The sequence below is a fragment of the Arcobacter sp. 15-2 genome (genome assembly GCF_047159865.1).
In the GTDB taxonomy this organism is placed as follows: Bacteria; Campylobacterota; Campylobacteria; order Campylobacterales; family Arcobacteraceae; genus JAIOSF01.
In genome coordinates this window covers 1,126,731-1,140,291 of record NZ_AP038804.1, presented here as the reverse complement: position 1 = coordinate 1,140,291, position 13,561 = coordinate 1,126,731, and the positions used below count along the sequence as shown (strand labels likewise).

The window sequence follows — 13,561 nt, the reverse complement described above, 5'->3', positions numbered from 1 at the left end:
CCTTATTTTCTAATAATCGTATCTTCTCGCTCTGGACTCGTTGAGATAATACCTACTTTTGTTTTTGTTAACTCTTCAATTTTCTCAATATATAATTTAGCTGTTTCTGGTAATTGATCATACTCTCTACAACCTACAACACTATCCCAACCTTTAATCTCTTCATAGATAGGGATAATATTATCCATATTTGATGGAACATAGTTTATTCTTTCACCATTTACTTCATACGCCACACAAATTTTAATAGTTTCAAAACCATCTAAAACATCTAGTTTCATCAACGATAATTGGTCACAACCGTTTAGTCTACTTGCATGTCTTACACCAACAGCATCAAACCATCCACATCTTCTTCCTCTACCAGTTGTAGTTCCTACTTCTTTTCCTACATTTGCCATAGTTTCACCAGCATCTGTAAAATCTTCTGTTGGAAAAGGTCCATTTCCTACTCTTGTTGTGTACGCTTTCACAATACCAGTAACTACACCAATATCTTTTGGTGCAATTCCCAAACCAGTACAAGCCCCAGCACTTACAGTTGCACTAGAAGTTACATAAGGATAAGTACCATGGTCAATATCAAGTAAAGTTCCCTGTGCACCCTCTAGTAAAATCTTTTTGTCTGCATCTATTGCATCCCATACAAGATTTGTTGTATTTGTAATAAATTTTCCTAATTTTTCATTATATATAGTTAACTCTGCTAAAAGTTCTACTTCATCTGGAAGTTTCACATCCATAGCATCAAATATTACTTTATTTTCAGAAAAATAATTCATGATATTTTCACATAATTGTTTTGGATTTAATAACTCTCCAGCTCTTTGCCCTACTCGATTAATCTTATCAGCGTATGCAGGTCCAATCCCTTTTCCTGTTGTACCAATTGCATTGTCACCTTTAAGTTTCTCTTTTGCTTGATCAATTAAACTATGGTAAGGAAGATTTAAATGAGCTTTATCTGAGATAAATATTCTTCCTTCTAAATTCTCAAACTGTTCCATTTCAGTGATGATTGATTGAGGATTTAGTACAACTCCATTTCCTATCACATTTACAGCTTTTGGATTTAAAATACCTGAAGGAACTAAATGTAAATCATATCTTACACCATCAACCCATATAGTATGACCTGCATTATGTCCACCTTGACTTCTACAAACCATATCATACTCTTGAGCAAGTTTATCTACTATTTTACCTTTTCCTTCGTCACCCCACTGGATTCCTACTATCACATCTGCTTTACTCATTTTTTATCCTTCAATTACTTTTAATAAATTATCTGTATATAATGCAAATCCAAGTGAATTAATTCCATCACTTTTATATCCACCACCCTTTGCAATTGTTAAGTGGTCTTTAATAACTCTATAATATATATCATCATAATATTTCATCGCACTATAATAAATAGGAGAAATATTTACATTATGATATTTTACATTATTTGCTATATTGATTAATTTTTGACACTCTGCATGAAGACAATCTGGTAGTATATCAAGTATTGCCTCTAACTCATCTGCACTTTTTACACTTATAAGTTTTGTCAGCCATTCAAAATTCAATTCAAATAATGCACCAATCTCACCATTTTTAAAAAGTTCAATATCAATATCATATTCTTTTGAGACTATCATAGGAATATTAATATTTGCTATTTGAACTAAAGTTTCAATTTCGATTTTTTCAAGTAATTGACAATTTAAATTTATGATTTCACTTACACAATGATGACCTATCCACTCAACACCTATTTGGTATGTTTCATTTGCAGGATAAGTAAATACAGGTTGAATATAAAACCATTTTTTATGTATTGTTGCTCTTCCTAATCGTTTCGAAATAATTCTTACAACATCTAGTGTACTATCAGCTCGAAGTGCTAAACTATTATTTACTTCATCAGTTAAAGTAATAAGCGCTTTATCGTTATCAATACTTTGATGACCAGAATATGAAAAATTTGGAGTGATAATCTCCTCAAATCCATTATCTTCTAAAAAAACACTTGAAGTATTTTCTAATGTTCTTTTTAATTTTGCAATTTTACCAAAGTAGAGTCTACTTCCTGTTGGGATTTCATGTTCAAAAATCATAATTAACTATTTATTTCCATAAATACTCTATTTGCTGTTCCATCAAAAGAACGGATACCTAAATCATCCAAAGCTTTCTCAACTGCATTTACAGCCCATGACGCTTCATAATCTGCGACAAGTCCCATATGGTTTACTCTAAATATTTTACCTTTTAAGTGGTCTTGTCCACCTGCAATATTCAAATCATATTTCTCTTTGAGAATTTTTCTAATCGCATTTGAATCTTCAGTATAAATTGTAGTCATAGCGTTTGCAGGATTTTGTGGATATACCGCTAATCCAATCGCTTGGAATGCTTCTCTTGTAGCTTTTGCTCTTAATGCTGTTTTAGCATAAAGATTGTCAAAACCATCTTTTTTTAGTTTTGATAAAATACTTTCAAGCCCAATAATAAGAGTCGTTGCAGCAGTCCATGCTGTAGTATTTGTTTTTTGTTTTTTAATCTCAGTTGCTAAATTAAAATAGTACCCTGCAGATTTTTTTTCTATTTTACTTACTGCTTCATTACTAAAACCGATCATAGCTAAACCTGGTGGCAGCATTAATGCTTTTTGGCTTCCTGTAATAATCGCATCGATATTTGTTGTATCAATCTTTTCAACACCAATCGCTGTGATACCATCTGCAACAATTGTGATATTTTGATTAATATTTTTTACCGCTTTTGCAATCTCTTCAACTGGGTGTCGTAAACCACCTGCACTCTCACAAAGTTGAATAAATATAGCATCAATTTCATTATCAGCCTTAATAGTATCAATAATTTCATCAACACTTGCAGGGGTATTCCACTCATGCTTGATTTCAGTATGTGGAATATTATGAGCTTCACATATTTTACCAAATCGTTCCCCAAATTTTCCGCTATTTATAGTTAAAGCTTTCTTGTGCGTTAAGTTTGTTATACAAGCTTCCATAGCACCTGTTCCGCTAGATGCAAGCATAACAGCTTCAGGCATATCGAACAATTCAAGTAATAATTCTCTCGTTGCTTTAAAAATATTTTCAAATTCGGGTGTTCTATGATGTAAAGTTTCACTGCTCATTGCAGTTCTTACAAATTCAGGTACGGCTGTTGGACCAGGAGTCAATAGCATAACTATCCTTTTAATAATTCATTATTTATGGGATGATTATAGCTAAATATATATAAAAAAATACTAAATTAGAACTCATCCCTTGTTGCTATCAGTTTTGCGATAGCTTCATTAGCAGCACGAGAGCGTTCAACTCTCTCATCATGAAATTGTTTTAAGTATTGTAGCGTTTCCATTTTTTCATGATCTATATTAGACTGTATCTGTATCGCTTTTCTATTATTAGAAGACCCAGCAACTGCAGACCATTTCTCTTTGTTGTTAATATATACTTTTGTAGAAGAACTTGTTGCATTTTTACTAAAAAGTATCACATCATCTTCTTTAAGCTCTAAAAGATCTTTTATTTTTAACTCTGTTTCTGCAAGCATCACATCTATTTTCATTTGTGAACCAGATATAAGTGCATTGATATCTTTTTGTTTACTTACTTTTCTATTTTTAGCTTCAGCAAAAACTTTTTCTACGATTACATCTAAAAGTTGTTCAATATATGAAATAGGATAACAAATTGATAAAAATCCGGATTCATCATCTATGCTTATTTCAAAAACTACGAGTAACACAATCTCATGATCAGAAATAATCTGGATTGCATTGGCATTGGTATCCATACTTTCTGTTTTAAGATTTATAGTAGAAACATCATCCCATGCTTTTTTTAGATTTTTCATAATAAGTTGATAAAAATGGTTAAATACTTGAAGTTCTATCTCTGTAAGCTCTTTTTCTGTTGAATCAGTTAATGAACTTTCCCCATTACCAAGAAGATGCGCAATAATTTTATGGGAAATTGCAGGATTACACTCCATAACAATTCTTCCTTCAAGAGGTTTAATAGAAAGAGTATTTAAACTTGTAATTTGAGGAATAGATAAAATAAACTCACCATAAGTCATTTGCTCAATACTATAAAGTTTAACATCAACAATTTTTCTTAGCATTGCTGAGAGTTCACTAATTGTAGTTCTTAACATCTTATCATGCAAAGCACTAAAAGCTTTCATCTGTTCAGCTGATATTCTATTTGGTTTTTTAAAGTCATAAATTGCATAACTTTTATCTTTAGCATGATTGCCTGTCTCAATCGGTAAATCTTCTAAACCACCATCTTCATCTGCAATATCTAATAACGCATCAATCTCGTCTTGACTTAAAAATTCTGCCATTTTATCTCACCATCTCAACTTCTGCATTAATAGCATCTAAACTATCAAGCATTTTTATAGTTTCTATTATCTCTGTTATATCAACTTTCATCATTTTCATAGCACGCATGAGATCAGATACTGTTGGTTGCTTTTGAGTATTTATAAGTGCATTATTGATATCAATAACGACTGGTTGATCCATCACTTGATCAGGTAGTTGTTCAACTTTAGTATCATCACCTATATTTTTCCCTTTGTTTACAGCATCATCATTCCACGCTTTTTCTCCAAGATCACTTTTTTTGATTCGTATAGTAAAATTTTCACGAGAAATGGTAACTGGGCTTATCGTAATGTCTGCACCTGCAATGATTATCTCTTTTACAGAGTCTATAATAACTTTCTTTTTCATCATAATATCTATTTTAATGTCTTGTATTTCAGCTATGAAACCAACCATTGACATATCCATAGGTTTTTGTACTCGTATAGTTCTTGTATCATAAGCTGTTGCTAATCGTAACATAAATTTTTCATTGATTTTTTTCTCTATTAATGCAGCAATTTTAGCATTTTGTTTTATAAGGCTAAGAGTAAGAGATGTTTCTGCATTTAAATCATAAGGGATCTCATTTTCAACAATTGCTCCATCGTAGATATATCCTGTTTTTGATTCCTCACCCCTTCTACCTCGTACTCTTGGTGTTTCACCACTCACACCTAGAATAGTTCCTTGAGCCAAGGCATATACTTTGCCATCAATCCCCTTAAGTTGGGTTACTAATAATTTTGCACCATCTAAATTTGCACCATCTAAAGAGGCAACTTCAACTTTAAGTTTATCACCTTGTCGTGCAAAAGCAGGAAGTGTAGCTGTTACAACAACCGCACCAGAATCTCCTGCATCTCCTGCATTTAGTTTAATATTTGCATTTCTTAAAAGATTATTTAATGTTTGAGCAGAAAGCTGGGAATCTCCCCCTGTTTTAGCTCCTACAACTAATCCATAACCAATAAGCTGATTTTCTCTGATACCAACTATGTTAGATATATCTTTTATTGTTTGAGCATGAATTGTTAACGAAAGAAAAAGTATCAATAAAAATTTTTTCAAAGTAAAGTATCCTATATCATTATTTGTTATCTAAAGCATTTTATCTAAACTTTAATAAATTAAAGATATAATTAATGTAAATTATTTAATATTAAGGTTTCTTGTGAATATATACATTTATGGCAGTACAAATTTTAACAATGAAATACACAAAATTCTTGATCGCGGGAATATACGATTTAAAATAGAAGATGGTGAGATAACTGATATTTCAACACTTCAGGAGCTAAAAAATCTTATTTTAGAAGATCCTTACCAAATTTTTTTGATAGATGAAAATAAGATTATTGAAGATGATTTTATTTCAAAGTATTTAAAATTTTTAGTCCCAAAAGATGGTATAGAAAAAAGCTTTTTAGACCATCATGGTATCGGTGATGTTAGTTCAAGAACTTATAATGACCTAACTATTTACATTGAAAAAAGACTAGAAACCGCGCTTAAAAAACCTAAAGCAGCAGAAATCAGTAGTGTAGATGAGATATTTGATGCTTTTGAATATGAAGAGAACAACTCAAAAAATATAAAGGCTGAGTCATGAATGAATTATCGGAACTAGACCAATTAATAGAATCAGATATACTTGAAGCTTTAGGGGAAAAACAAGATACATCTAGCTCTGAAGATGACATTTTAATAGAAGATGCCGAAGATGAAATTTTAATTGAAGATTTTAATGAATCCCCTGATGATAAAAAATTACCAGAACCAGAGATTGAAGCAGAAGAAAATACAGGAATAGAAAAAGTAAGTAATCAAAATACTATATCTGAGGTTAGTACACATGACTTAGCTTCATTACTGAGTCAATTATTAAACAATAAAACCATAGAGATTACGATTAAAATAAAAGATTAAAATGGATTTAATAGCAATATCACAAAGCACTGTAGCAATTATACTTTTATTGGGTTTACCCTCTTTAATTGTAAGTATGGTTATAGGACTTGTGATTAGTATTTTCCAAGCTGTTACGCAAATTAGTGATGCTTCATTATCATTTGTACCAAAAATGATTATTGTATCTATTTTTATTGTTATCTCACTTCCTTGGATAGGTGATAATATAGAAGAATATACATACAATTTATGGGATATCATTATAACATTTGGTAAAACACAATGATAGAAAAACTCTATAAACTAAAGCAACAACAGATCAATCAGCAAGTATTGTTAAAGCAACAATCTCTTTCAAAAATTGAAGAGATAGAAGAAGAGTTACATATTACTCATACCTCATACCATCAAGCTACACTTGATGTGATGGGGGCAATATCTGACTTTAGAGTTTTACAAATACACAAAGAAACTATGAAAGAACATATGATAAAACTCAATCAAAAAAAAGCAAACTTAAAAAAACAAGTAGAGTATTATGATTCTATAATTATTGGACTCAATAGAGAAAGTGAACAATTTAACTACATTTTACAAGAAGATAAAAAGAAACAACTTCAAAAGATTCTTAAAGACGAGGAGATTATTGCTTCTGAGTACATGCAAGCAAAATATATTCAAAATAAAAAGGGTTCAAATGTTTGGTAAAATTTTATTAGGATTGATATTTATATTGACTTTATCCTATGGAGTGACTACAAAAGAGGGTGCTTTATATAAAGAGCAACAAGAACTCATGATAATTAAAGATGAACTCAATGAGTTTTATGAGATAAAAGAGCTTGAATATCAAAAAAATAAAGCAGAGCTTTTATCTTTGCAAAAATCGATTAAAAAAGATGAACAAAGTATCATCGACACAAAAAAAGCAAATCAAAAAGTTTTGGATGAGATAAATCGTGTTATTACATCTAAGGCAATGCTTATGTATGATAAGATGAAACTAAAAATAGTTATCAATGTTTTTAATGAGATGATAGAAAATGGTGAACTTGATGAAGTATTTGATATAATGATTAGAATGAAAGAAAAAAGAGTTATGAAAATTCTTAAAAAACTTGATACAAAAACATCTACACTCATAATGAAAAAAATGAGAATAATTAAAGAAAAAAATTAAAAATAGGAGAAAAAGATGGCTGAAGAAAATAAAGAAGAAACAACAAAAAGTGGTAAAAATCCAATGATGTTAGTCTTAATAATACTTATTGTTGTATTATTATTAGCAGTTGGAGGAATTGGGTATTTTATGTATTCAAAAGGTTTATTTAGTGATCAACCAGTAAATGCCGCAGCACCAACAAGTGAAAAAGTAGTTGAAAGTGAAAAAGAGATGATAGGTGAAACATTTCAAGGGAAAATTGATAGTCTTGTTTTAAACATCACTGATGCAAAAGGTCGAGCAAAATTAATGAAACTTTCATTTACTATGAAAGCAGCCGAACCAACAATTGAAGCACTTATAGAAGCAAACAAAGCAGAGATGGTAGATTCTGTTATACGGCAGATCAGTGCTAGAAGTAGTGAAGAGCTTTTAACTGTAGGTGGAAAAGCAATGCTAAAAGAAGAGATGATTGATGAATTAAACAATATTCTTAATGATGCAACAGATGGAAATGAAGATATTAAAAAGAATATGATTTTAGATATATTTTTTACATCATTCGTAATTAAATAACCAAAAAAGAGGAAGTAAAATGATAATAATTCTAAAAACAAGAAATAGAAATCAGCTGTTGATTAAAACAGTATCAATGCTTTCTCTTCTTTTGATGTTTTGGTTATATTATGGACATATGAGTTCAAAATTTCAAGAACAAAATAATCAATTAGCTACTAAACTTGATCAAACTATAGTAAAAAAAAGAATTGACAAGTCAATTAACTTAGAAAAAACAATCTACAAAGAATCTGTCATTATAGTTAACCTACTAGAACAAAGACATGTACAATCGATTAAAATAGTAAAAGATAAACTCTATTTAGTATGTGATTTCACAACAGATATAGAACCTTTGCTAGTAAGATACGGAGTAAATGCAATGATTAAACATACAACAACAAACATAAAAATAGCAATAGACTTAAAAACTATTGTGGAGAATAAGTATGATGTATAAGCTATTATATTTTATTATTTTCGCTGTTATTTTTTCAGGCTGTGCAAATAGTGTAGAAAAAGTAAACAAAACAGTTAAACTAGATCAATTTCCAAAACATCAGATACCAAAAGCTGTACAGCCTCCAAAAGCAAATGCAAAAGGTTCTTTATTTTCAAGTCGTTCACAATCTCTCTTTTCAGATCGTAAAAACCTTCAAATTGGGGACATTGTATTTGTTATCATCGATGAGGGGACAACAGGAAGTGGAAGAAAGACAGAAACAGGGGGAGGACTAAAGCAAGAGCAAAAAGAAAATACTCGAACAATCAACCCTGTAGGAATAGGTGACAATAAAGACACCCCTGGTGTACTTTCAAAGATCATTAATGGAATAAATGGTCTTATTGGACTAAGTATAGATACAGGTAATGGTCAAAGTAAATTTGAAACAGAATCTGAAACAACAGCAACAGACCAGCTTGTAAATAATATCTCTACTGTTATTACTCAGCCTTTTCAAAATGGCAATTATTTTATAGAGGGTGAGAAAAACATTGTTATAAAAGGGCAAAAAGTAACTGTTGAATTAAGTGGAGTTATGAATCCTCAGGATCTTAATACAAATAGTGAAGTTAACTCAAATAGATTAGCAAACTTAAAAGTAAAACTATATAAAAATGGTACAGAAGCAGAGCTCGATGAAAAACCATGGGGTACTAAGTTGATAGATACTATAACTCCTTTTTAATCTAGGATTAAGAATTGTAATAGTAATATTGTATAAGTAATAAGGGAAATAAAATGTTAAATATATTAAATGTAGCACAAACAGGGTTGAAAACTTCTCAGACTCAAGTTGAAAATGTTATGAATAACTTAGCAAATGAAGGTACAGAAGGGTACAAAAAAAGAGTTGTAAATGTATCAGAACTTGAACACTCTGATGCAAGAATTACAGGTCGAGGTGTTCAAATTGATGATGTCTCAAGAGCTACAAATATTTATATGTATCAAAATTTAATCAAAGCAGAAAGTACACTTTCAAATATTGATGAGTTGGGTTCTATGCTAGCTGATATTGAGTCAATTTTTTATGAAACTGAAGATTCTGGTTTTTCAGCAGATTTAGATAGATATTTTAACTCTATTGAAAACCTTAGAACAAGTCCTCAAAATGAAGTATATAAAAATGATGTAGAGAATAATGCAAAAGTCATTGTTGCAAATTTACAAACTTTATATAAAAATATTGAAGATGTAGAAACAACTACACTATCTAATATCAAAGAAAATGTTGGAGAGATAAACAATATTTTAAAAGAGATTGGTAATATCAGTCAAAAAATTATAGACACTTCATCTGGCACTCCAAATGATTTATTAGACAAACGAGATTTATTAGAAAAAGAACTTGCAAAGTATATAGATGTTCAAATTTCAAGAGAAGACCATTATGAGTTAAGTATCGCGGGGGTTACTGCTGTTCGTTTTGATACCAATGTAAGAGAAGTAACAGTAATAGAAAACTATATTCCTCAAAAAGATGTATACGCAAAATTAGACAACGATGGAAAAACAATTGTACCTTTTCAAGACTCCTTAATATCAGATACTTGGAATGATAACCCAATTGCGGAAAGACAAGTTATTGAGTTATCAGGTACTTCAACTAATGCTGTTGTAAAATTCTTAGGAACAAATGTACCAACAACTGTTGGTGCAAATGCTACTACAATGGCATCTGATATAGAAACCAATAAAGGAACTATTATTGCAGAATGGAACAAAGAACATCCAGATAGAGAGATAGATGATATCACAGCATCTGGTTCTCAAATCACTATAACTTATGTAGATATAGAAGGTGATGTCCCTGCAATAGACAATGATGAAAGCAATGGAATTGTATTTTCGGGAAGTATTGAATCTCCCGGTGGACAAAAAGGGGAAGTAGATAGCCTGACTTTTGTTTACAATAATGAGATTTCATTAACAGTAACAAAAGGTGAAAAAATTTATGCTTCTGATGGTGTAACACAAATAGATATAAATAATGATGGTGTAATTGATGCAGCAGATACAGTTGATGAAACTAATGTTTTAAAAGCGATGATGTATAAAATAAACCAAAGCCAAGATATAGGTGGAAATATCAAAGTTTATAATGGTGATTATCACCTAGCAGATGATGGAGAAAAAATTCCTACTAATGATTCACGACATCCAAAATTTGATCCATCAAATCCAAATAAAGATAGATATTTGGTTATAGAATCGACAACAGGTGGAGAAAAAGGCTCTTTTACAGGAGAATTTATAGTAAATGATAGCAATGTTAAAAATCATCAAACTAAAAACGAGTCATTGAGTAACAAAGGGATTGATGATATCCATTTAGAAATATATGAAAAAGAGATTAGTCTTACCGGTGGTTCTGTAAAAGCGATGATTGACAATGTTAAAACAGATTCAGGTTCAAATATTTTTAATGAATACAAAGATAAGTTAAATCAATTTGCTAAAACATTATCAAACTTAACAGATTCTTACATAGAGAATTCAGATCAAACTTATGTTTATGGAACAGATGAAGTGGAGTTAAGTTCAGAAGAGGACAAAAAAGTATTACTAAATCTATTTTCAGGGGCTGATGTAAAATCATTGAAGTTTAACACTGCTTCATTAAATACATTGACGCAAGATAAACTTGATTATTTAGCAACATTACAATGGAGAGAAGAAGTTAACTTTGATGGAACAGGTTTAAATAACCAAACATTTTCGCAATTTTATCAAACACTTAGAGTAGAAGTAGCTGACAATAAAGAAAATGTAGATTTTTCACAAGGTGCACAAGCAGCAGTAACAGAGTCTATGCAAAATGCATATGACAAAATAACAAAAGTTGATAAAGATGAAGAGATGATTCAACTCATAAAATTTCAATCAGCATACGAAGCAAATGCAAAAATGATTACAATTGTAGATGAGATGTTAGCAACTTTACTCGGAATGAAACGATAACTAAAATAAATACAAGGAGTTTATTATGGCAGATTACACACAACTAGGATCATTTAATACAGGTGGTGCGGCTTCATTAAATGGGGAATTAATTCAAAAACTTTATGATGCAGAATCAAAAAGTAGAGTAACTCCAATCGAAACTAGCATAGAATTAATAGACACAGAATCAGAAAAAATCACAGAGATTAATACGAAAGTGAATGAACTTATTGCATCAATTAAACCTTTTGATTTATTTACATCAGGAAATAATGCATTTGAGCAAATTTCTGCAAATGTATCAGGAACAAGTGCATTATTTGATTCTGCAGATGTAGGAGCTTTAAAAGAGGGAACATATCAAGTTGATATCGAACAATTAGCACAAAAAGATGTTTGGCAATCAAATACTCAAACTTTAGCACAATCAGAAACAGTGATGGGTGCAGAAACACTTACTATAAATGGAGATGAGAATTGGGACACTTCAGGACTCACACTTGAAGAGCTTGCAGATAAAATAAATTTATCTTCTAAATATGCCACAGCTTCTGTTGAAAAAACAGGAGATGATAGCTATAGATTGGTATTAAAAAGTCAAGAACCAGGTACAGCAAATGCTTTAGCGTTAACAGGTGCAGCAACTACTACTTTAGGATTTGATGACGCAACAGATTCAGATGGCGATGGAGTAGCAGACAATCATGCTTTAGTAGCTCAGGATTTAAAAGCCACAGTTGATGGTATAGAATATAGTGTATCTTCAAATAGTATACAAGTTGATGGAAATCTTAAAATAACTGCATCAGAAAAAGGGACATCAACTCTAAATATTACAAAAGATGAAAGTGCAATTATCCCTGCTGTTCAAGAGGTAGTTACAAAATACAATGAACTTTTACTAATGGTTACAGAAGAACTTTATGCAACTGATTCAAGTATTCAAGATAAGTCATCTCTTAAATCAGTAGTAAATGGTATCAAAAACCTTATGTATCAAGAGTTTGGGAAAGAAGATAGTAATTTATTTAATGCTGGTTTCTCTTTTGATAAGACAGGTGTTTTAGAAGTTGATGCAACAGTACTAGGACAAGCTTTACTTGATGATCCAGATAAAATAAAAGATCTATTTATAGGTGTTGCTGAAGACAAAGGGTTTGGAACTATGCTAAAAGAGACTTTAGATGATTTTAACTCATATAATGGACTCTTTGACTCATATAAAACAAATATGGAACAAAGAAAAGAGAAATTAGAAGAAGATAAAGAGAAAGCTGTAGAAAACTTAGATACAAAATATGATACTATGGCCGCGCAATTTGCAGCTTATGCTTCCGTAATTTCACAAATGGAATCTTCTTTTAGTGGATTAAAACAGATGATTGCTATGGAATCTTCATCAAGCTAATATATACTTAATAGCCTTTAAGTATATATATATTATAATCGTAACATAATAATTATTTGGAGATTTTAATGGGTTTAGAAATATATAACCAACAAGCGGCAACAACTGATGACCCATATATGCTTATTTTGAAGCTATATGAAGGTCTTTTGAAATATTTGTCTTTTGTTGAAAATGCAATAGAAGCTGAAAATGTAGAGGAAAAATTTGAATATATCAATCGTTCAATTGCTATATTTGATGAACTAAGAAATATTCTTGACTTTGAAGGTGGAGATGTTGCATATTATTTAGATGGTTTGTATCTTTATCAGATCGAAACCTTATTTAGTGCTGGTGTTGATAATAACCTTAGTGCTATTGCACAAGTAAAAAAAGTAGTAACAGGACTAATAGAAGCATGGAAAGAAGAAATAGGTCTATAGAAGCTCTTCAGGAGTTACGCTATATAGATTCTCTTGATCCTGAACAACGAGCAGAATCTTTGAGAAATTGGGTAGAAGTAAATTTAAGTCAAAAAAGTATTGAAGATTTTGATCTAGAACTTACTGATCTAAACAATTTATCTGAACTTTTTTATAAAAACATATCTTTTTTGAAACAACATAGAAAAAATATGAAACATCAGATCGACAATCATAAAAAAATAAGAGAATTTTTAAAATAATTCTCTCA

17 protein-coding genes are annotated in these 13,561 nt (G+C 30.6%); 12 read left to right on the top strand and 5 right to left on the bottom strand.

Features of this window, described 5'->3' with window-relative positions; translation table 11 throughout:
* Positions 1-2: 2 nt before the first annotated feature.
* The 5 genes from ACMCMH_RS06055 to ACMCMH_RS06035 form a co-directional block, all read right to left on the bottom strand.
* On the bottom strand, positions 3-1,256 hold the full coding sequence (locus tag ACMCMH_RS06055; protein ID WP_412727950.1) for an adenylosuccinate synthase: 1,254 nt from the start codon (positions 1,254-1,256) through the stop codon (positions 3-5).
* Between the two features lie 3 nt (positions 1,257-1,259).
* Positions 1,260-2,105: an ATP phosphoribosyltransferase regulatory subunit gene (locus tag ACMCMH_RS06050; RefSeq protein WP_412727949.1), complete on the bottom strand. Its 846-nt coding sequence runs from the start codon at positions 2,103-2,105 to the stop codon at positions 1,260-1,262.
* Between the two features lie 2 nt (positions 2,106-2,107).
* Positions 2,108-3,205, bottom strand: a complete 1,098-nt coding sequence (locus ACMCMH_RS06045; protein ID WP_412727948.1) for a pyridoxal-phosphate-dependent aminotransferase family protein — start codon at positions 3,203-3,205, stop codon at positions 2,108-2,110.
* A gap of 68 nt (positions 3,206-3,273) precedes the next feature.
* Complete coding sequence (gene fliM, locus ACMCMH_RS06040) at positions 3,274-4,374, bottom strand: flagellar motor switch protein FliM (RefSeq protein WP_412727947.1); 1,101 nt, start codon at positions 4,372-4,374, stop codon at positions 3,274-3,276.
* A 1-nt stretch (position 4,375) separates the two neighbouring features.
* Positions 4,376-5,470, bottom strand: a complete 1,095-nt coding sequence (locus ACMCMH_RS06035) for a flagellar basal body P-ring protein FlgI (protein ID WP_412727946.1) — start codon at positions 5,468-5,470, stop codon at positions 4,376-4,378.
* 103 nt (positions 5,471-5,573) lie between these two features.
* Here ACMCMH_RS06035 and ACMCMH_RS06030 point away from each other — a divergent pair, with 103 nt between their 5' ends.
* From ACMCMH_RS06030 to ACMCMH_RS05975, 12 genes are all read left to right on the top strand, one after another.
* The gene (locus tag ACMCMH_RS06030) at positions 5,574-6,011 is read left to right on the top strand and encodes a hypothetical protein (RefSeq protein WP_412727945.1); all 438 of its coding nucleotides are present in this window, start codon (positions 5,574-5,576) and stop codon (positions 6,009-6,011) included.
* Complete coding sequence (locus ACMCMH_RS06025; RefSeq protein ID WP_412727944.1) at positions 6,008-6,328, top strand: hypothetical protein; 321 nt, start codon at positions 6,008-6,010, stop codon at positions 6,326-6,328. The genes ACMCMH_RS06030 and ACMCMH_RS06025 overlap by 4 nt, the downstream gene beginning before the upstream one ends.
* A gap of 1 nt (position 6,329) precedes the next feature.
* Positions 6,330-6,596, top strand: a complete 267-nt coding sequence (locus tag ACMCMH_RS06020) for a flagellar biosynthetic protein FliQ (RefSeq protein WP_412727943.1) — start codon at positions 6,330-6,332, stop codon at positions 6,594-6,596.
* A complete protein-coding gene (locus ACMCMH_RS06015; protein WP_412727942.1) occupies positions 6,593-7,018 on the top strand; it encodes a hypothetical protein in 426 nt (141 codons plus the stop codon). The genes ACMCMH_RS06020 and ACMCMH_RS06015 overlap by 4 nt, the downstream gene beginning before the upstream one ends.
* The gene (locus tag ACMCMH_RS06010; RefSeq protein WP_412727941.1) at positions 7,008-7,490 is read left to right on the top strand and encodes a hypothetical protein; all 483 of its coding nucleotides are present in this window, start codon (positions 7,008-7,010) and stop codon (positions 7,488-7,490) included. Before ACMCMH_RS06015 ends, ACMCMH_RS06010 begins: the two co-directional genes overlap by 11 nt.
* 15 nt (positions 7,491-7,505) lie before the next feature.
* Complete coding sequence (gene fliL, locus ACMCMH_RS06005) at positions 7,506-8,048, top strand: flagellar basal body-associated protein FliL (protein ID WP_412727940.1); 543 nt, start codon at positions 7,506-7,508, stop codon at positions 8,046-8,048.
* Positions 8,049-8,067: 19 nt separating this feature from the next.
* Positions 8,068-8,490, top strand: coding sequence for a hypothetical protein (locus tag ACMCMH_RS06000; RefSeq protein WP_412727939.1), 423 nt, complete (start codon positions 8,068-8,070; stop codon positions 8,488-8,490).
* Entirely contained in the window at positions 8,480-9,220 is a 741-nt protein-coding gene (locus tag ACMCMH_RS05995) for a flagellar basal body L-ring protein FlgH (protein ID WP_412727938.1), read from the top strand. Before ACMCMH_RS06000 ends, ACMCMH_RS05995 begins: the two co-directional genes overlap by 11 nt.
* Before the next feature lie 53 nt (positions 9,221-9,273).
* Entirely contained in the window at positions 9,274-11,496 is a 2,223-nt protein-coding gene (locus ACMCMH_RS05990; protein WP_412727937.1) for a FlgK family flagellar hook-associated protein, read from the top strand.
* A 25-nt stretch (positions 11,497-11,521) separates the two neighbouring features.
* The gene (fliD, locus tag ACMCMH_RS05985) at positions 11,522-12,886 is read left to right on the top strand and encodes a flagellar filament capping protein FliD (protein ID WP_412727936.1); all 1,365 of its coding nucleotides are present in this window, start codon (positions 11,522-11,524) and stop codon (positions 12,884-12,886) included.
* Between the two features lie 68 nt (positions 12,887-12,954).
* Positions 12,955-13,311, top strand: coding sequence for a flagellar export chaperone FliS (gene fliS / locus ACMCMH_RS05980; protein WP_412727935.1), 357 nt, complete (start codon positions 12,955-12,957; stop codon positions 13,309-13,311).
* On the top strand, positions 13,287-13,553 hold the full coding sequence (locus ACMCMH_RS05975; RefSeq protein ID WP_412727934.1) for a hypothetical protein: 267 nt from the start codon (positions 13,287-13,289) through the stop codon (positions 13,551-13,553). The genes fliS and ACMCMH_RS05975 overlap by 25 nt, the downstream gene beginning before the upstream one ends.
* Positions 13,554-13,561: the final 8 nt, after the last annotated feature.

Excerpts from the sequence above, each read along its gene's own strand:
- ACMCMH_RS06055 (WP_412727950.1), bottom strand. The coding sequence starts at position 1,256 with ATGAGTAAAGCAGATGTGATAGTAGGAATCCAGTGGGGTGACGAAGGA.
- ACMCMH_RS06050 (WP_412727949.1), bottom strand. The coding sequence starts at position 2,105 with ATGATTTTTGAACATGAAATCCCAACAGGAAGTAGACTCTACTTTGGT.
- ACMCMH_RS06045 (WP_412727948.1), bottom strand. The coding sequence starts at position 3,205 with ATGCTATTGACTCCTGGTCCAACAGCCGTACCTGAATTTGTAAGAACT.
- fliM (WP_412727947.1), bottom strand. The coding sequence starts at position 4,374 with ATGGCAGAATTTTTAAGTCAAGACGAGATTGATGCGTTATTAGATATT.
- ACMCMH_RS06025 (WP_412727944.1), top strand. The coding sequence starts at position 6,008 with ATGAATGAATTATCGGAACTAGACCAATTAATAGAATCAGATATACTT.
- ACMCMH_RS06020 (WP_412727943.1), top strand. The coding sequence starts at position 6,330 with ATGGATTTAATAGCAATATCACAAAGCACTGTAGCAATTATACTTTTA.
- ACMCMH_RS06015 (WP_412727942.1), top strand. The coding sequence starts at position 6,593 with ATGATAGAAAAACTCTATAAACTAAAGCAACAACAGATCAATCAGCAA.
- ACMCMH_RS06010 (WP_412727941.1), top strand. The coding sequence starts at position 7,008 with ATGTTTGGTAAAATTTTATTAGGATTGATATTTATATTGACTTTATCC.
- fliL (WP_412727940.1), top strand. The coding sequence starts at position 7,506 with ATGGCTGAAGAAAATAAAGAAGAAACAACAAAAAGTGGTAAAAATCCA.
- ACMCMH_RS06000 (WP_412727939.1), top strand. The coding sequence starts at position 8,068 with ATGATAATAATTCTAAAAACAAGAAATAGAAATCAGCTGTTGATTAAA.
- ACMCMH_RS05995 (WP_412727938.1), top strand. The coding sequence starts at position 8,480 with ATGATGTATAAGCTATTATATTTTATTATTTTCGCTGTTATTTTTTCA.
- ACMCMH_RS05990 (WP_412727937.1), top strand. The coding sequence starts at position 9,274 with ATGTTAAATATATTAAATGTAGCACAAACAGGGTTGAAAACTTCTCAG.
- fliD (WP_412727936.1), top strand. The coding sequence starts at position 11,522 with ATGGCAGATTACACACAACTAGGATCATTTAATACAGGTGGTGCGGCT.
- fliS (WP_412727935.1), top strand. The coding sequence starts at position 12,955 with ATGGGTTTAGAAATATATAACCAACAAGCGGCAACAACTGATGACCCA.
- ACMCMH_RS05975 (WP_412727934.1), top strand. The coding sequence starts at position 13,287 with ATGGAAAGAAGAAATAGGTCTATAGAAGCTCTTCAGGAGTTACGCTAT.